This window comes from Paenilisteria riparia FSL S10-1204, assembly GCF_000525995.1.
Classification (GTDB): Bacteria; Bacillota; Bacilli; order Lactobacillales; family Listeriaceae; genus Listeria_A; species Listeria_A riparia.
The window spans coordinates 32,564-51,486 of the sequence record NZ_AODL01000005.1 but is presented as its reverse complement, the minus strand read 5'-3'; the positions used below and the strand labels follow the sequence as shown (position 1 = coordinate 51,486).

The following is an 18,923-nucleotide window of genomic DNA, read 5'->3' as shown; positions in this document are numbered from 1 at the left end:
AGAGTTGTATAGAAAAGCCTGAGTAAGCGTTATCATTTGCTGTTTAGGTGCAAAAAAAGAAGCTGCGCGAGGCAACTCCTTATTTATCTTTCCCCATTACTAAGTTACCAGCGTAGATCTCTTCTAAGGCTTTCCCAACTTCTTTATGTGATTGGAAGTCTTCTAGCGTGCCTGGATCGTGGTCTTTTTGCATTTGGCGAGCACGACGAGCGGCTACCGTTACTAATGAGTATTTTGAATCAATAACTAACAACAGATTATCAATAGATGGATATAACATTTATTCCAACTCCTCTAACATTTTTTCATACTTGTGAACAACGCGTTCGACTTTTAGGTGTTCTGTTTGGACGATTCCCTTAATTTTTTGAACGGCATTATCTACTATATCATTAACGACGGCATAATCATAGGAGTTCATCATTTCAATTTCTTTACGGGCCTCGGTCATACGCTCTTCGACAACGTCCATCGACTCCGTACCACGTCCAATAATGCGGTTTTTTAGCTCGCCTAAGTCTGGTGGGGTTAGGAAAATAAAGATTCCGTCTGGCATTGCTTGACGCACTTGCAACGCGCCTTGAACTTCAATCTCTAAGAAGACATCTTTTCCGTCGGCCAAAATTTCTTCGACGTAATCTAATGGGGTTCCGTAATAGTTACCGACATATTGTGCGTATTCTAGCATTTTCCCATCTTGAATCGCTTGCTCGAATTGTTCTTTCGTGCGGAAATAATAGTCCACACCGTCCACTTCGCCTTCGCGGGGCTTTCTTGTTGTCATCGAAATGGAATATTCAAAAGAAGTGGTCGGGTCGTCAAATACGGCTTTGCGCACGGTCCCCTTACCAACTCCAGAAGGACCAGATAAAACAATGAGAAGTCCTCGATCTGTCATGATAGCTTTCCTCTTTTCTAAATTAGCATACTGCTTGAAAAATCACTCTACGTTTTGAATTTGTTCGCGCAATTTTTTCAAGTGTCGTCTTTAATTCTACCACACGATTCGTAATTTCCAAATGGCTAGCCTTGGAACCAATCGTATTTACTTCGCGATTCATCTCTTGAATCAGAAAATCGAGCTTCCGACCAATTGGCTCACTTCGTAAAATAATGTGTGAAAACTGCTTTATGTGGCTTCCTAAACGTTCAATTTCTTCGTTAATATCGGATTTCTCTAACATAATCGCGATTTCTGATAACACAAGTGCCTTATCAAAGTCTTCGCCGACATAACTTAGTAAGCGGTTCTCCAGTTTATCGCGATAGGTACTCTCCATTTCTGGTATGTAGGTCTGGATGGCTTCTAACAGCTCAGCTACGGTGTCTAAATGATGTTTGAAGTGCAGGGCTAGTTCATTCCCCTCTGCTTCGCGCATTTCGTCCAGTCGCCTCGCTGCTGCGAATGTTGCTTCCAGTAGCAAATGTTCGAGCTCAGAATCTAGCTCGCTACTTTCTACAATTTCTAAGAAGCGTGGATCAAGGAGTAGTTCTTGGATATTTAACGCGTCTTCCATTTGGTAACGCTGTGTTGCTTGACGCATAAAGCGAATATATTCATCGGCTAAATCCCAATTGATAACAAGCTTTTCTTTCGTTGCTTTGTTGCCTTCAATTGTAATCGCACATTCGATACGTCCTCGTTTTATTTGTTCGGCAATGCTTTTTTTCAGTTTACTTTCTAAATACGCGAATACTCGCGGCATCCGGAAAAGTGTCTCCAAATAGCGGTGATTTACAGCCTTTAGTTCTACGGTTACTTTGAAATTCTCTGATTGCTTCCCTGCTCGCCCGAATCCAGTCATACTTTTTACCATCTCAACCAGCCTCTCGCATTACAATTTCACTTTTCCATTATATCAAAAAGTCGCAAAGAATACAGCTAAAATGAGGAATATAGCGCAAGTTTTATACTTCTTGTGGTACAATGAAAGAAAAAAGAGGAGAATTTAGTATATGAAGCGAAATGGAATGATTTTTGGGATCGCTTTTGTGGCTATTTTTGCGTTTGGCTTTCTTGTTGCGATTTGTCGTGTCAACGCCAACAGAGGACTTCATGATTTCGGTCGATAATTATAGCGGGGATAAGTCTTCGGAGATTACGGTGAGCAATGCTGGGACAACGCTTGCAACAATTCCTGCGATTGCAAATGGGGAGTCTAAAGAAATCAACAAAAAGCCAGTGAACTTGAAGCCTGGTGGATTAACCATCAGCTATGTGGATAAGAATGGAAAGAAACATGCGAGCAATGTGGATTTACCTGATATCGATTCTACGCTAAACAGCACGTTATATATTAGTTTTGAAAGTATTAAAAAAGATGGCACGATGAATATAGCTATTACGTATTCGCACGGCAATCTTTCTGTGAGTAGCCAAGAGTAAACTATTTTTTAAAGGACTGAAACAAGTAAATGGCATTTGATACAATGTTTTTAAGAGCAATGACAGAAGAATTAACAGAGCAATGTGAGACGGGACGGATTATGAAAATTCATCAGCCGTTTGCGCATGAATTAGTATTGCATGTTCGTAAAAATCGAGAGAATCAGCGGATTTTGATTTCGGCTCATCCGAGTTATGCGCGCATTCAGCTTACAAAAGAAACGATGGAAAATCCTGCGCAACCACCAATGTTTTGTATGTTATTACGTAAGTACATGGAAGGTGCGATTATTGAATCGATTCGCCAAGTCAAAAATGACCGGATTTTGATTTTTGGGATTCGCGGGAAAGACGAGATTGGTGAGACGCGTTTTTGTGATTTGTATGTGGAAATTATGGGACGGCACAGTAATGTCGTGTTGGTAGATCGTGAGAAAGAGACGATTGTGGATTGTATTAAGCACGTGTCGCCTGCTTTTAACAGTTACCGGACGCTGTTACCTGGTGCGCCTTATGTTGTACCGCCTTCTTCGGAGAAACTAGACCCGTGGACGGTAACAGAAGATGCGTTGCTAGCGAAATTAGATTTTAATGCTGGTAAGATGTCGAAGCAAGTCGTTGGCGCTGTGGCCGGTTTTAGCCCATTATTAGCGAATGAAGTGATGGCGCGAGCTGGTATGGTAAATCGCGACACATTACCAAAAGCGTTTTTTAGTGTGATGGCGGATTGTGCGAAACCTGCCGTACCGAACCTTTTTGTGAAAAATGCGAAGGAAGATTTCTATTTTATGCGATTGACAAATACGGAAATAACGACAGAGTTGCCTTCGCTTAGCGCTTTGCTTGACCGGTTTTATAGTGGAAAGGCGACGCGGGATCGTGTGCATCAGATTGCGCATGATTTGGAACGGTTGCTAGCCAATGAATTGGACCGAGATCGTTTGAAAATGGAGAAGTTGGAGCAGACGCTTGTCGATACGGAGCGCGCCGACGAGTTTCGCATTTTTGGCGAGCTGCTAACAGCGAATTTGCATCTCGTTTCGCGTGGTATGACGGAGATTGCGGTGCAGAATTTTTACGATGAGGATATGGGAATGGTAACGATTCCGCTTGATATTCGTAAGTCCCCTGCTCAGAACGCGCAGTTTTTGTTTAATAAATATCAGAAGTTGAAGAAAGCGGTTCGTTTTGTGGAAGAGCAAATGCGATTGACAAAAGAGGAAATGGGTTATTTGGAAACGGTGCAACAGCAATTGGAAGATGCCTCACCGGAGGATGTTGAGGAAATTCGTGTGGAGCTTGCCGAACAAGGATACATCAAGTATAAACAGAAAAAAGGAAGCCGAAAACCGAATCAAAATCCGACATTGGAGAAATATATATCAAGCACTGGATTGCCAATTCTAGTTGGTAAAAATAATAAGCAAAATGATTATTTGACGAATAAGTTCGCGCGAAATTCGGATCTTTGGTTCCATGTAAAAGACTTGCCTGGGTCGCATGTGGTGATTCAAGACGCGAATCCAGATGAGGCTTCGATTTTGGAGGCGGCGATGATTGCAGCGTTTTATTCGAAAGCGCGATTGTCTGGTTCGGTTCCAGTGGATGCGACGCTCATCAAGCATGTGAAAAAACCGAGCGGTTCCAAACCTGGTTATGTGACGTATGATAATCAGACGACGTATTTTGTGACGCCGGATGAAGCGACCGTAAAAAAATTAAGAAATTAGAAATACGCCACCAGAGCTGTAATGCTTTGATGGCGTTTTTTTAGTTTAGCTGGGCTAAAATATGTTCTTCTAATGCCTTTCGTTTTGCGATGGCTGCTGTATTTGTTTCGCCTATGCAACTAAAATAGATTTTGCATTTTGGTTCGGTGCCAGATGGACGGATGCAAAACCATGAGCCGTCTGCTAAGTAGAATTTTAAAACGTCTGATTTTGGTAAGACTAATTCGATGCCTTCTCCCGTTTTGTAGTCTTCTTTTCGCACAACTTCGGGATGAACACATTCTGCCAGTCGCATTTGTTGCATCATTTCTTGGATTCGCACCACGCCTTGTTCGCCTTTTGCGGTGATGGTGTGGAGTGATTCCGCGAAATAGCCGAATGTTTCGTAGATTTCTTGCAAGCCTTCGTATAGTGTCTTGCCCTGTTTTTTCAACGCTAGTGCTACTTCTGCTGTTAAAAGCGCGGCTTGAATCGCATCTTTATCGCGGACGAAAGGTTTGACAAGATATCCATAACTTTCTTCATAGCCAAATAAAAAATGGCCAGCTTGCATTTTTTCCAACTCTGCAATTTTTTCACCAATGAATTTGAAACCAGTCAATGTGTTGTAAGTTTTCACACCATATTTCGTGGCTATTTTCTCACCTAAATCGCTTGTTACGATTGTTTTTATGAGCGCACTATTTAGTGGAATTTCTGGTTGGGTCACTAAATAATGAAGTAGCAAGGCGCCTAATTGATTTCCTGTTAAAACTTGATATTCACCGTTTTCGTTTTTCACAGCGACACCAATTCGGTCTGCGTCAGGATCTGTTGCCATCAAAATATCCGCACCATTACTTGCTTTTATTGCCATTTCGAATGCTTCATGATCTTCGGGATTTGGCGAGGCTACCGTTGGAAAAGCACCGTCTGGAATAGCTTGCTCCGCCACAACATGTACATTTGTAAAACCTGCTTGCTTCAAACTTCCTAAAACAAGACGTTCACCCGTCCCGTGAAGTGGTGTGTAGACAATTTGCAGTTCGTCACCGTTTTGTTGCGTCAATGCCTTATTTTGCGTCACTGTTTGCACTTGTTCCAAATAGGCTGTATCCGCTTCTGTTCCAATGTATTCAAGTAAGCCGTTTTGGACTAGTGTCTGCTCCTCTCCAACTGGAATTGCAAATAAATCCGTCACCATTTCCAAGTAGTTCGTGATTTTGGCCGCAACATCTAGTGTTATTTGGCAACCGTCCGCACCGTATACTTTGAAACCATTATATTCCGCAGGGTTATGACTTGCTGTAATCACAATTCCCGTTGCCGCTTGCCATTTCCGTACGATAAACGATAGCTCTGGCGTTGGTCGCAGTGTATCTGATAAATAAACCTTAATCCCCGCAGCACCAAGTGTTTTCGCTGCTTCAAGCGCAAATTCCGCCGAAAAATGACGCGAATCATAGGCAATAGCTACGCCTTCTTTTTGACGCCCCTGTTCTAAAATATATGCTGCCACACCACTTGTCACCCAACGAATCATGTATTTATTCATCCGATTCGTCCCGCAACCTAGCTCACCACGCATACCCCCAGTCCCAAATTCCAAATAGCGATAAAAATTTTCGCGTCTTAATTCGTCGTTTGATAATTCCGTCATTTCCTCCCGAAGCGCCGTATCATCTGCCGACGCTACGCTCCATTTTTGCCAATTTTCCTGCCAAGTCATCGGCTTTCATCCTCTAATTGTTGCAAAATTTCCGTCATACTAAGCTCGCAACAAGCCATCGACGTATCCGCAACCCCGTAATACATTTTAATCACATCACCTTCCACGATTGTGCCACAACCAAATACAACATCACCGAAGAAGCCATTTTTCTCATAATCTGCCTCTGGTTCTAAAATCGGTGTTGCCGTTCTTGCCAGCACTTTCATTGGATCATTCAAATCTAGCAAAACCGCACCCATACAATAACGATGATCTTTCGTTGCGCCGTGGTATAACTCCAACCAACCTTTTTCTGTCTTAATTGGCACAGCACCACCACCAATACGCCCGCTATCCCAAGCACCTTCACGAATGCCTAGCAAATGGCGATGATCGCCCCAGCTATGTAAATCAGGCGAAGATGCAATCCAAATATCTAAGTTCCCAATACTTTTCAAGCTCGGACGGTGCAATGCATAATACTTCCCGTTCACCTTCTCTGGAAAAATCAAAACATCTTTATTCTCCGGTGCAAAAATATTTCCCTCATACTTATAGTTCACAAAATCCGTCGTCGAAATCATCGCATCAGTGACACCCATCTCAGAAACGGCACTAAAATTCACATAGTACACATCTCCAATTTGCGTCACGCGCGCGTCTTCAATTCCAAATGTCTGATACTCGTTAAACGGATACAAAAACGGCTTTTCATCCATTGTGAAATGATGTCCATCCTTGCTTCGCGCAATTCGAATATACGAAAGCGATGTCAAATAAGCGAATCCTTCCAATTTATCCTTTTTCCGAATCATTCTTGGATCTTCGAAATCATACATCGGATCATCCAAACGAAACTCTAAAATATCTAATTCTTTCGTCTCCATATTGAAAACAGGCGCTTTCACAATGTTCGGATCCTCACTGACTGGCTTTTCCGCCACACGCAAAAGTAGCAACGTCTCCTCTTTATATTTCGCCACGCCTGCATTAAAAGCACCTATCACCTCAAAATCTGGACGATGCGGTACCACATCAGCCGGTGTAATTAATGGATTTTCCTCATAACGATACACATTTAACATTTTCCTATCTCCCTATCCTTCAAATTTCATAAATGGATCGCGAATCACACGCTTTTGCGCATCCGCATCACTTATTCCTGCATACAAATCAGCTGTACCATTAGGTTTTCGAATTAGACCACCACTAAAAACGACATCCACTAAATCTGGTCGCTTTGCAGGACCTTCCAAAAAGTCCGCACGTTCCGAAATGATTGTCATCGGCACCACAATCTCACTTGTCGCAGGATCAATGACGCAAACCGCCGCATAATAATGCCGATTCCCAGTACTATCAAAATTAGCAATATGACCTAAGACGCCAAGCTGACCATTTTTTAATAGATGAATTTCATTAGCGCCACCCCACTCTTCGTCTGCAAAATGAGGTGCCAGAAGAGGTGCTTCCTCCACACACGCGACTGTTAGCTCTGCCAAATTTTTCACAAGACAAAAACCAATTTTGCCGCGTCCGCCTTTTTTACCTTGAGATCTTGTAAACACTGCGATTTCACCATTTGCTAACTGTTTTAAACGCAAGTCTTTCATCCCAACTGGCCCTCGAAAAACTAAAGTGAGGTCATTAAGCGACATTCCACGATATAAGCATGTTCGCCACGCCAATTTCGCTGGATTTTCTGCGCTGGGGAACACTTCCACGCCACCGATAATCCACGCATTGTCAATCTTTGTCACAAATGGATCTTGCAAGGCGAGTTCAGTCGTATTTTCCAACAGAACCCATGCATCATTCTGTTTTTCAAAAAAGCCAATGTGTGCCATTTCGCTATCTCGTGCTTCGATACGCCCTGCAATGACTTCCATTCCGTTCACATTAAACGGCGCCGTAATGTTATACACATCCAAATCAGAACATCCAATAAAACGCAGTCTTTCTACAGCCATAGCCTCATTTTTTTCCCTATATTCCTTCAATAACTTCACAATTTCTTTCATTATTTACCCACCTTAAAAATTACTGCCGCATTTTCCGGCAACTTCACTGTTTTGACATCGAAAACGATTGTCTGATTCGCCAAAATTTCCGTTAAGTCTCCCCAACGGTTCCTCATTTCATGGGTCTCCCCAAAGTTCAAGCACACCAAATAATCACCGCGAACATACGTCAAAAGCGTCCCGTCCACATCAAACGATTGATAACCGTGCTCACAAAAATCCGTAGTCTTCCTAAGCGCAATCAACGCTTGATAAAACGCAAACATCCGGCGCCCCCGTTCAAAATCAGGCGGTACCTCGCCAATCCAAGTAGCCCCTTGCGAAAATCCTTCCGGCCACCACATCGGCGCCCGCGCTTTGTCTCGAGTCTTATCCTGCGCAACCTTCAAAGCCTCGTCAGCTGTCCGTCCCGCTGCCAATTCTAAATCATATGCATAAATTCCTCGCACATCTCGCATCGCATCTACCGAATCCGGCACAAAATCCGCCATCCCCAGTTCCTCGCCGAAATACACAAACGGAACACCATGCGCCGTCAACATAAGCATCGCAAGCATCTGCGCCACCTCTTCGCGTCCGTCCGCCAAACGATTCCAAGACCGACTCATATCATGACTTCCAAAAAACAACGTCGGCATTCGGCCATCCGCATACACTTCCTGCATCCGCGAAAGCTCTGCCACAATCCCGTCCCGACTCGTGACACTACCAAAATTAAAGTTAAATGTCACATCAAGCCCATCGTTTCCTGCATATTTTTCAATGTCCGAAAGCTTATCCGAACTAATCTCACCAACCGTAAAATAATCACCTTGTTCGCGAATATAAGCGCCAATTTCCGCCATTTTCAAATCCATTCCCGGCTGATCCTTATCAAAAATATGCACTTGTTCCCCATTCACATCCACCGGATTATCTGGAAAATTCCGAGTCAGTGTCAGATTATTAATCACATCAAGCCGAAACCCGTCCAGTCCCTTATCCAGCCAAAAATCAAAGACATTCCAAATCTCGCGCACCACTTCCTCGTTACGCCAATTCAAATCGACCTGTTCCTTCGCAAAACTGTGGTAATAATACTGTTCCGTCAACGCATCCCACTCCCAAGCCGCGCCCCCAAAAAATGATTCCCAATTATTCGGCGTATCCTGCCAAACAAACCAATCACGTTTCGGACTATCCCGCGCGAGACGTGCTTCCTGAAACCACGCATGTTCTGTGGACACATGATTCACAACCATATCCGCAATGACTCGAATCCCGTACGCATTCGCCTCAGCAATAAAAGCCTCCAAGTCCGCCATCGTCCCAAAATCCGAATCTACCGCATAATAATCACTCACATCATACCCATTATCCACTTTTGGCGAAGGATAAAACGGCGTTAGCCAAACACCGCCTATCCCAAGCTCTGCTAAATACGGAATTTTCTCACGTAATCCTTTAAAATCACCGATTCCGTCGCCATTACCATCCTTAAATGACGGCATATAAATCTCATAAAAAACCGTCTCTTGCCACCATTTCCCCATCTTGCTAAACTCCTTACTTCAATGTAAACTGCATACCTTCTTGGAATTTTTTCGAGAAGAATAAGAACAAAATAATGAGCGGTAAAGTTAGAACCACCGACGCCGCATACATCGGACCAGGGAATGTCGCATAAGGTCCAAACATTTGCGATATCAGCACGTTCAGCGTCACCGTACTATCACTTTTTGATACAATTAAATCCCACAATAGATTTGTCCAGCGATCCGTAAATAAGAACAAGAAGATAACCGTACTAATCGATTTCGACATCGGCAACACAATGCGGAACAAAATCTTCATATCGCCCGCCCCATCCAATTTCGCCGCCTCAATAAGCGTATCTGGAATCGCTTTAAAAAAGTTCGTATACATGAAAATCGCCCACATACTAAGCATAGTTGGAATAATCATCCCCGCATACGTATCCAATAAGCCAACGTTCGTAATCATCAGAAACTGTGGTATCAGCAAAATAATCGCTGGGAAAAACATTTGGAACAAAATCGCATTATTAACAAACGCCTTACCTTTAAAATTAATTTTTGCTAATGCATATGCAACCATGATGGCAAATAACAGCATCAATCCCGTCGCAATCGTCGCCACAATAATCGTGTTTATAAACGCATGAATCCAAGGTGCCGGTGCCGCCGTTGTCGCATTACCGAACAACCAACTCCAAGACCGCAACGTAAAATGCGTCGGAATTACTTTTCGATCGACTTGATCCCAAGATGCGAATGAATTGAGCACGAGATAAATAAACGGATAAATCATTACTAATAAAAGCAATGTTGTCAACGTGTAACGTACCGCCATGCCCCACTTACTTTTACGACCAACCATTTCTCTCGCCCCATTTCTCTAGTCCTTTTTTAATAACGCCAATCGACGCGAATGTCACAACGGCCGCCATCAACGAAATCGCAGAAGCATAACCGGATTTCAAGTTCACAAACGCCTGATTATAAATTTCCATTTGCCACGTATTTGTCGCAAAGTTCGGTCCACCACCAGTTAATTGGTACACCTCGGTGAAAATACCAAAGCTAACTCCCACTGCTAAAACAATGACTGTAAATAGCGCAGGGTACATCATTGGCACCGTCACTTTCCAGAATGTTCGGAATCGTCCAGAGCCATCCATTGCCGCCGCTTCATAAATTTCTTCGTTAATGCTCGATAATCCGGAAATCAAGATCAGCGCATAATACCCTGACATTTTCCAAGCAATCATCAATGAAATGACGAATAGCGAAGTCATCGGCGTCCCTAACCAATCAATATTCCAGCCAAAATGATCTCGCAAGAAAATGTTCAGCGGACTATTGTAAGAAAGCAATCCTTTCACGATTAACGACGTAACAACACCAGAAGATAAGTATGGCAAGAAAAATGCAACTAAGTACAAGCCTTTAAATCTTGGCAATCCGTTTACTAAAATCGCCACAACCATAGATAAAATAAGCGCCAGTGGTACAAATACAATCAAGAATTTATATGTCACCCAAAACGATGCCTTCACCGCAGGGCTGGCAAATGCTTTTGTAAAATTTTCAAAGCCAACAAAGTTAATATCTGGGCTCATCATATTCCAATCCGTCACAGAAAGCCAGATTGCCCAAACGAGCGGGATTAGAAAGAAGATTAGTGTGAAGATAATATAGGGGCTGGTAAAAGACCAGCCCAATTTGTTGTTTAGCTTCTTCATTTCTGAAGCACCTCATCCTCCGCCTTCTTCATATCGTTCCAAGCTTTCGTAGGTTTCTTCTCACCACGAACAACTGGGTTCCATGCTTGTTCACCAATGATTTGCTGAATGTCATTGTAATCTGCGTTATCCATCGCTGGAATTGCATATGGTACGTTTTCTGCATAGATTTTTAGTGCAGGGTTCTTAGTGAAGAAGTCTGTGAATGTTGCGTTTTTCGTTGCATCATCACGTGCTGGAATTAAGTTTGTTAGTTCTAGGAATTTCAAATCGTTTTTGTCATTGCTGTATACGAAATCAAGGAATTTAACGGCTGCTTTTTTCTCAGCGTCTGTTGCTTGTGCATAGAAAACGATACCTTTTGCATCTGAATAAGTGTTGACATTGGCTTCGTCTTTTAACGCATCAGGAACTGGTGGTGTGCTGATTGTGAATGTTTCGCCGTATTTTAGTTCCGGGAATTTCTCCGCCCAGTTCGGGAATGACCACGGACCGTTGTCTGCCATAATGCTTGTTCCCGTTTCGAATGGATCTGTTGCTTGACCTGCTAATAATAAGTCATTTTTTTGTAGTTGCGACATGAATGTTAGGACTTGCTCGCCTGCTTTGTCTTCTGCTACTAGTTTGTTGTCTTTTACAAACGGATTTCCTTTTGATGCTGCGTTATATAGCGGGAAGAAGTCGAACCAACGCATCCAAGCTGTAGGATCAGCCAAATCTGCTTTTGCCCACATGACTTTATCTGGGTATTTCGCTTTTAATTTCTTACCAACTGCTAATACATCGCTATATGTTTTTGGTGCTTCTGCCACACCTAATTCTTTCAAAATATCCGTACGCCATGCAAAAAGAATCGGATTGGAGTACACTGGGAAAACGTATTGATTTCCGTCTGAGAACTTCCACGCGTCGAGGCTATCAACCATGTTACGTTTCTTTGCAACCTCTTTCATGCCATCAATGTCATTAATTGGAACAATCGCTTTGCTGTCCGCTAATTGTGCTGCAAAACTACGATTGATATTTTCAGAGATTGTTGGTGCTGTTTTGGAGGCAATTGCCGCCTGCACTGTCGCTTCTGAGGATGGACTTTCTTTCATTTGTGATACTTCTACTTTAATATCAGGATTTTCTTTCTCAAAATCTTTCGCCATGGCTGACCAGAACTTCACTTGCGTCGGGTTTGGAGCTGCCCAGAAAGTTACTTTTGTTTTGCCGTCTGCCGATGCATCATTTTTACTCCCCGAACCACACCCTGCCAGCAAACTTCCTACTAATGCTACGGATAAAACAGAAAACACCACTTTTTTTAATTTCATTTTTCATGTCCTCCTAGTTAGATCATACTTGTAATTTTGTAAGCGCTTGAATTACAATTACATTATTACATTACTTTTATGTAATGTCAACAATTACTTTTAAAATCATTGATATAAGTTGATTATCTTCATATTGAAAAGATTACTTAAACAAACATTACAAATAACATTACTTTTTAATTGCAATACATTCCCATTCCTTTTATAATAGAAACAAAGATAGTCCCATCTAGGAGGAGAAAGAATGAAAAAAGTCACAATGCAAGATATTGCGGATGCCTTACAGATTTCGAAAAATTCTGTATCACAAGCGCTGGGCAACAAAAACGGGGTTGGCGAGCAAACAAAACGGCTCGTCCTGCAAAAAGCAGATGAAATGGGATATAAATACAAAAAAGACGTGGTATACACGCCGACGGATAATCAGTTTGCTCTTGTTGCTACTGAATTTGCTTTATCACAAAAGAGTTTTTTTGGTGAAATTTGTTTGAGTTTGGAGCAAGAAATGACGGCGCGGGGATTTTATTTAACGACGCTTCCTGTCGCGGCGAATGACGTTTCACAGAACTGTTTGCCACGTGAATTAAAAGAGAAGAACTGGCGGGGCATTTTTATTTTGTCGCATATTAGTGATTTATTTGTGAAACAGATCTTGGATTTGGGTTTGCCAACTGTGATGATTGATCACCATGACCCGCATTTACGTACAGATACAATTCTATCGCAAAATAAAGATGGTGCGTTTGTCGCTGTGGAGCATTTGATTCAGCTTGGTCATACGCGAATTGGCTTTGTTGGGAATGTGAATTTTTCACCGAGTTATGAGGAACGGTGGGAAGGCTATTGTAAGGCAATGCGACATTATGAGTTACCTGTGAATGCGCATTATACGATTACGGGCATTAAAGAGGAACAAGCTGCGTTATATCAAGCATTGGAAAGCTTAGAAGAAATGCCAAGTGCTTGGTTTTGCGTGAATTCAGGGCTTGGGTTTATTTTGAATTCCTATTTTCAATCGAAAGGATTTGCAGTTCCAGAGCAAGTGTCAATTATTTGTTTTGATAATACAGAATTTACGATTTTGGCGCACCCTCCATTGACAACGATGTGCACAGACTTGCGATTTATGGGAAAACAGGCGGTAGAAACGATGGACTGGCGCTTGCGGAATCCCAGTGCACCGACTGTGAATGTTGCAATTGGAACGGAGCTGGTTTTGCGGGAATCGACTGGAAGATTGTGAAAGCACCGAGCGCTTATCATGCTAAATAACAAGAACCAAGTATCTATCAGTTTTAGAAACAAGTGATTACGAATAAGTCATCTAAATTAGCATTATATCAGCATTTAGATGACTTATTTTTTCTGGATTCTCACCTGCCGGAATGAGCGGCTACCGTTTGACAACAAGAACCGGGCAATCTGCTTGTTTTATTAGTTTATGGCTAACGCTTCCGAGCACTATTTCTTGTATAGTATTTAGGCCCCTACTCCCTAAAACCAACATATCAGCAGGGTGTTCAGAAATATATTGGCTAATTCTTTCAGCAGGATCACCTTGCAATATCTCTACTTGATGCGAAATATCAGCTTCTCTTAGTAGGCCTAATGTGTTCTCTATCTTTTTTAAATGCTTCAAACGCAACAAATCTTTATCTAATTTTAAGTCTAGTGCAGCCGACTTGATTTCGCTAGTATCAATAACTGTTATGACAGTAACTTGCATTTCAGAAAATCCAGCACCTAATTTTATAACTTCTTTCGTCGCATTAAGAGCGTTCGGTGAGCCATCAGAGGCAAGAAAAATCTGGTTCATTGGTCTCTCTCCTTTTTAATGAGAACTATTTTTTAAATATGATTTTAGTTGACGCATCATACGCCTACTTTCTTTATTTAACCCTATCATTCGTACTGTATTTCCTGCGCTTTCAAATTGCTGAATCACTTTATAAATCGCCTCAACCCCAGAATCATCCCATATATGCAGATTGCTTAAGTCTAAAAGCACTCGTTTATTACTAATGGTTACAGGCAACGCTTTTGTAAAGTTCTCTACAGAGGCAAAAAACAGTTGTCCTTTCGCTTTATAAATAATTTTTTTCCGGCTTGATTTCTGATTCTACATAGATTTTTGAAATTTTAACCATAAATAAAATAGCGCTAAGTATGACACCTGTTATAACACCTATTGCTAAGTTATGCGTGATAACAACGATAAGGACCGTTACAATCATAACCGCTGTATCTGTAAAATGCCCTTTTCGAATATATTCAAAACTATGCCAATCAAATGTCCCAATAGAAACCATAATCATAATAGCAACTAAGACCGCCATCGGAATTTGTACCACCCAATTCCCTAATACAATGATGAGGACCATTAGAAAAATGCCAGCTACTAATGTGGAGAACCGTTTGCGCCCACCAGCACTTACATTAATAACAGACTGCCCAATCATAGCACAGCCAGCCATACCACCAAAGAAACCTGTAACAATATTAGCAATGCCTTGTCCCTTTGCTTCCCTTGTTTTGTCGCTCTCCGTATTTGTCATATCATCGACAATTGATGCGGTCAATAACGATTCTAGCAATCCTACAATACTAAGACCTAAGGCTGTAGGCAAAATAATTTGCAATGTTTCCAAATTAAACGGAATAGACGGAATTAAAAAAACTGGTAACGTGCTAGATATATTCCCCATATCACCAACTGTCCTCAAATCAAGATGTAGTGAGATACTAATGATGGTCATTACAATAATCGCGATTAACGCTGCGGGTATGGCTTTAAAAAAATTTAGGTAATCCATACAAAATAAGTAAAGATACCCCAACCATTGCATACATCACCCAGTTTGCATTCTTGAATTGCGTTAACTGTGCCGTGAAGATTAAAATAGCAAGTGCATTTACAAAACCAATCATTACAGAACGCGGAATAAAGCGCATCAGTTTTGCAATTCCTAAATAACCAAATACCAGTTGAAATATACCTGTTACAATCGTAGTTGCTAGTAAATATTGTAAACCATGATCCTTCACTAAATCAACTACTAGAAGTGCCATCGCGCCTGTAGCAGCTGAAATCATGGCCGGTCTACCTCCGATAAAAGCAATCACGACCGCCATTGTAAAGGAAGCATAAAGACCAATCATTGGATCCACACCAGCAATGATAGAAAAGCCTATCGCTTCAGGAATGAGTGCAAAAGCAACAACAAGACCTGATAAAAAGTCGACACGTAAGTTACCAAACCACTCATTTTTTCGTAAACTAAATAACATATGTAAACCTCCAATTTGTTTGTTAGAAATAATGACTTGCTAAGCTTAGCATAAAATAGGATTAATTTAAAGAAGCTACCCTTTTGTCACCTATTTAGTAGGAGCAGCTACAGGATGTAATATCTACTTATTATATTGAGTGAAGTTACAGTATGTTGTAGTCTTGTAAACATAGCGCAAACAAAGCAATCCTGCAAATGAATGATTGCAGGATTGCTTTGTTTATATCGAACCTTTATTATTTATTCCACTTCTCCGGGTCCTTATTCCATTCTTTCAACGTCGCCATGTCGCCTTCTGTTACATAACCTTCGTCTAGTGCGACTTCGATGAGTGTTTCATAGTTTGTTAGGGCGGCTACTTCTACATTTGCTGCTCCTAACAAGGTTTTTCCTTTTTCCAATCCATATGTAAAGATGGCGGCAATTCCGAGTACGTCGCATCCAGCTTCGCGCAATGCTTCAACGGCTGTAATGGAGCTTCCTCCTGTTGAGATTAGGTCTTCAATCACGACTACTTTTTTGGCCTTTTGTAATGGGGCCTTCGATTTGGTTGCCTTTGCCGTGTTCTTTTGCTTTGGAGCGGACGTAAACCATTGGTAAATCTAGGATATCGCTTGCCCATGCGGCGTGCGGGATGCCTGCTGTTGCGGTTCCTGCTAATACTTCTACTTCTGGGAATGCGGTTTTGATTTTTTCTGCGAGTGCTTTCGCGATGAATTGGCGAGTTTTTGGAAAACCTAATGTTAGGCGATTGTCGCAGTAGATTGGTGATTTAATGCCTGATGCCCATGTGAACGGGTCGTTTGGTTGTAAGAATACTGCTTTGATTTTTAGTAGTTGTTCGGCTACTTGTTTTTCGGTTGTCATTTATTCCACTCCTTTAAAATGGTTTCGTATGCTTGATACGGGTCGTTTGCTTTGGTGATGGAACGGCCAACGACGATTGCGGTGGAGCCGATTTCGCGGGCTTGATGTGGTGTTACGACGCGCTTTTGATCGTCTTTTGCATCGGATTCTAAGCGAATGCCTGGTGTGACACGCAAAAATTCTGGGCGGGTGATGTCGCGGATTTTACCTGCTTCCAGCGCGGAACATACAACGCCATCAAGTCCGGCTTCGTTCGCCAAACCACTGTAATGCAAAACGGAATCCATCAGGCTGGCTTGGATGAGTTGATCAGACTGCATTTCGGCTTCGCTCGTGCTTGTCAGTTGGGTGACAGCGATAAGACGCGGGCGACGAGAGGAGCTAGAACCGATTTCGAGACCTTCGAGAGCAGCTTCCATCATTGCTCGACCTCCTGCGGCATGCACATTTACCATGTCTACACCCATACGTGCTAGGCCAATCATGGCACTTTTGACGGTGTTTGGGATGTCATGTAATTTTAAATCCAGAAAAATTTCGTGACCGTCGTGTTTGAGGCGCTCGACTAAGTGCGGGCCTTCGAGGTAAAAGAGTTCCATACCGACTTTGACGGAAAGCGTGTCTCCTTTTGGAAATCTTTTTTAAAAAGGCTTCGACTTGGGAGTAAGACGCGAAATCAAGAGCGATTATTGGTTTTGTCATACGTTTTCTCTCTCCTTTTTTAAATCGGCTAATGTGGTGATGCCTAGTTCGTCCATGCGGGCTGGCAAAGCATCAATCAAATTAGGACAGATGTGAGGCTCGGTGAAGTTTAGCGTGCCAACTGCCACAGCATCTGCGCCTGCAATGAGAAATTCAAGGACATCGTCGACGGTTTTGACGCCGCCCATACCGATGATTGGAATATTCGAAACGGCGCGCACCTGGTGAATAAGGCGGATGGCCACAGGCTTGATAGATGGTCCTGATAAACCACCCGTACCATTTGCCAAAATTGGTTTGCGCGTTTTTAAATCAATTCGCATGCCAAGTAATGTATTAATCATCGTTAAGCCGTCAGCGCCTGCTTCTTCAATAGCTTTGGCGATTGGGACGATATCGGTTACGTTTGGCGAAAGCTTCACGTAAATCGGCACGCTAGACACTGCTTTTACTGCTTTTGTGAGTTGGTAAGCGACTTCTGGATCCGTTCCAAAAGCGATACCACCATGTTTGACGTTCGGACAAGAAATGTTTAGTTCGATGGCTTTCACGTTTGGTGCATCACCAATTCGGCTACAAACTTTGACGTAATCTTCTTCGGAGGCCCCTGCTACATTCGCAATAATCGGTGTTTCAAACTGCTCCAGCCACGGCATTTCGTGCGCCATCACATGTTCTAATCCCGGATTTTGCAAACCAATCGCATTGAGCATGCCGGATGGTGTTTCTGCCACTCGCGGCGTTGCATTGCCATAGCGCGGTTCTGGCGTGACTGCTTTCGCCATAATAGCGCCAAGCTTGTTTAAATCGTAAAATTTACTGTACTCTTTCCCAAAACCAAAACATCCAGATGCCGGCATAATGGGGTTTTTCAATGATAATCCTGGAATTTCAACGGCTAATCGGTTCATATAACTACCTCCCCAGCGCGGAAAACCGGACCTTCATCGCACGCTTTTAAACTTTTCGTCGGATCATCCGTGCGCTGACAAACGCAGGCATAGCAAGCGCCAACGCCACACGCCATCCGTTCTTCTAAAGATAAGAAGGTGCGCGAATCAGCAAAACGTTCGGAAACAACACGTAGCATCGCGGTCGGACCACAACTGTACACCGTATCAGGTACAAAATCAAGCGCATCTGTAATCGTCGTTACAAAACCTTGCACACCACGCGTCCCGTCCACTGTCGCCACGAAGCAATCCCCTAGTTCTCCCATTTCTTTTTCATAAAATACATCTTTGGCTGAGCTAAAACCTAAGACAAACGTCACCGTCGAGCCTTGCGCCACTAATTCTTTGCCAAGCTGATAAAGCGGCGGAACACCGATGCCACCACCAATCAGTAAGGCGTGCTCGTCAGGCTTTGTTTCTTGCGGCGAAAAACCATTGCCAAGTGGTGCAATCACATCGATTGCGTCACCCGCCTCCAGTTTTGCAAAATCCGCTGTCCCATCACCGTCAACACGATACAATAACGTGCACTGCTCCAAGTCCTTATCAATCGCACAAATACTAATCGGCCGCCGCAAAAGCAAGTCCGCCCGTCGCGGTTTGAGTTGCATAAATTGCCCCGGATTCATCTCCAAAACAACATCCCCTTTTAAAACGAGCTCAAACACACGATCTGCGATTAATTTTTGGCTTACAACTTTCATTTCTGTTTGTCTCATGT

General features: G+C 42.7%; 15 protein-coding genes and 4 pseudogenes. 3 read left to right on the top strand and 16 right to left on the bottom strand.

The annotated features are described in order from the left end of the window. Nucleotides 1-79 precede the first annotated feature (79 nt). The 3 genes and pseudogenes from rpoZ to PRIP_RS03555 all read right to left on the bottom strand — a co-directional run bounded on the left by rpoZ (nt 80) and on the right by PRIP_RS03555 (nt 1,817). Nucleotides 80-280 carry a DNA-directed RNA polymerase subunit omega gene (gene rpoZ, locus PRIP_RS03565; RefSeq protein ID WP_036085708.1) on the bottom strand — a complete coding sequence of 67 codons (201 nt, stop codon included), beginning with the start codon at nt 278-280 and terminating at the stop codon, nt 80-82. Continuing rightward, entirely contained in the window at nt 281-898 is a 618-nt protein-coding gene (gene gmk, locus PRIP_RS03560) for a guanylate kinase (protein WP_036099545.1), read from the bottom strand. It abuts the gene before it with no gap. Between the two features lie 42 nt (nt 899-940). Next, nucleotides 941-1,817, bottom strand: a pseudogene (locus PRIP_RS03555) (YicC/YloC family endoribonuclease). Nucleotides 1,818-2,056: 239 nt separating this feature from the next. Here PRIP_RS03555 and PRIP_RS03550 point away from each other — a divergent pair. Together PRIP_RS03550 and PRIP_RS03545 are read left to right on the top strand one after the other, a co-directional pair. Next, nucleotides 2,057-2,386 (top strand): hypothetical protein, encoded by a 330-nt coding sequence (locus PRIP_RS03550; protein ID WP_159101510.1) that lies wholly within the window; start codon nt 2,057-2,059, stop codon nt 2,384-2,386. A 29-nt stretch (nt 2,387-2,415) separates the two neighbouring features. After that, nucleotides 2,416-4,116 (top strand): Rqc2 family fibronectin-binding protein, encoded by a 1,701-nt coding sequence (locus PRIP_RS03545; RefSeq protein WP_036099542.1) that lies wholly within the window; start codon nt 2,416-2,418, stop codon nt 4,114-4,116. A 40-nt stretch (nt 4,117-4,156) separates the two neighbouring features. Here the strand turns inward: PRIP_RS03545 and PRIP_RS03540 are convergent, their stop codons facing one another. The 7 genes from PRIP_RS03540 to PRIP_RS03510 are packed head-to-tail and all read right to left on the bottom strand — an operon-like array spanning nt 4,157 to nt 12,390. Beyond that, on the bottom strand, nt 4,157-5,824 hold the full coding sequence (locus PRIP_RS03540) for a phospho-sugar mutase (protein WP_036099541.1): 1,668 nt from the start codon (nt 5,822-5,824) through the stop codon (nt 4,157-4,159). Next, nucleotides 5,821-6,891: a BtaManbiosPhlase gene (locus PRIP_RS03535; protein ID WP_036099540.1), complete on the bottom strand. Its 1,071-nt coding sequence runs from the start codon at nt 6,889-6,891 to the stop codon at nt 5,821-5,823. Before PRIP_RS03535 ends, PRIP_RS03540 begins: the two co-directional genes overlap by 4 nt. 12 nt (nt 6,892-6,903) lie before the next feature. After that, a complete protein-coding gene (locus PRIP_RS03530; protein ID WP_036099539.1) occupies nt 6,904-7,827 on the bottom strand; it encodes a DUF1861 family protein in 924 nt (307 codons plus the stop codon). Further along, a complete protein-coding gene (locus PRIP_RS03525) occupies nt 7,827-9,359 on the bottom strand; it encodes an alpha-amylase family glycosyl hydrolase (RefSeq protein WP_149023748.1) in 1,533 nt (510 codons plus the stop codon). The genes PRIP_RS03530 and PRIP_RS03525 overlap by 1 nt, the downstream gene beginning before the upstream one ends. Nucleotides 9,360-9,372: 13 nt before the next feature. Continuing rightward, nucleotides 9,373-10,206: a carbohydrate ABC transporter permease gene (locus PRIP_RS03520; RefSeq protein ID WP_036099538.1), complete on the bottom strand. Its 834-nt coding sequence runs from the start codon at nt 10,204-10,206 to the stop codon at nt 9,373-9,375. Continuing rightward, nucleotides 10,193-11,071: a carbohydrate ABC transporter permease gene (locus PRIP_RS03515; protein ID WP_036099537.1), complete on the bottom strand. Its 879-nt coding sequence runs from the start codon at nt 11,069-11,071 to the stop codon at nt 10,193-10,195. Before PRIP_RS03515 ends, PRIP_RS03520 begins: the two co-directional genes overlap by 14 nt. Then, the gene (locus tag PRIP_RS03510) at nt 11,068-12,390 is read right to left on the bottom strand and encodes an ABC transporter substrate-binding protein (protein ID WP_036099535.1); all 1,323 of its coding nucleotides are present in this window, start codon (nt 12,388-12,390) and stop codon (nt 11,068-11,070) included. Before PRIP_RS03510 ends, PRIP_RS03515 begins: the two co-directional genes overlap by 4 nt. Before the next feature lie 244 nt (nt 12,391-12,634). On the opposite strand from PRIP_RS03510, the gene PRIP_RS03505 reads away from it, so the two are divergent. Then, nucleotides 12,635-13,633 (top strand): LacI family DNA-binding transcriptional regulator, encoded by a 999-nt coding sequence (locus PRIP_RS03505; protein ID WP_036099533.1) that lies wholly within the window; start codon nt 12,635-12,637, stop codon nt 13,631-13,633. Nucleotides 13,634-13,783: 150 nt separating this feature from the next. Here the strand turns inward: PRIP_RS03505 and PRIP_RS03500 are convergent, their stop codons facing one another. From PRIP_RS03500 to PRIP_RS03475, 6 genes and pseudogenes are all read right to left on the bottom strand, one after another. Continuing rightward, entirely contained in the window at nt 13,784-14,206 is a 423-nt protein-coding gene (locus PRIP_RS03500; RefSeq protein ID WP_036099532.1) for a universal stress protein, read from the bottom strand. Nucleotides 14,207-14,221: 15 nt separating this feature from the next. Further along, nucleotides 14,222-15,678 (bottom strand): annotated as a pseudogene (locus PRIP_RS03495) (SulP family inorganic anion transporter). A gap of 238 nt (nt 15,679-15,916) precedes the next feature. Beyond that, nucleotides 15,917-16,547: pseudogene (gene pyrE, locus PRIP_RS03490) on the bottom strand (orotate phosphoribosyltransferase). Next, nucleotides 16,544-17,249, bottom strand: a pseudogene (pyrF, locus tag PRIP_RS03485) (orotidine-5'-phosphate decarboxylase). The pseudogenes pyrE and pyrF overlap by 4 nt, the downstream one beginning before the upstream one ends. Continuing rightward, complete coding sequence (locus tag PRIP_RS03480) at nt 17,246-18,160, bottom strand: dihydroorotate dehydrogenase (protein ID WP_036099530.1); 915 nt, start codon at nt 18,158-18,160, stop codon at nt 17,246-17,248. Before PRIP_RS03480 ends, pyrF begins: the two are co-directional and overlap by 4 nt. Then, a complete protein-coding gene (locus PRIP_RS03475) occupies nt 18,157-18,921 on the bottom strand; it encodes a dihydroorotate dehydrogenase electron transfer subunit (protein ID WP_036099529.1) in 765 nt (254 codons plus the stop codon). Before PRIP_RS03475 ends, PRIP_RS03480 begins: the two co-directional genes overlap by 4 nt. Nucleotides 18,922-18,923 lie beyond the last annotated feature (2 nt).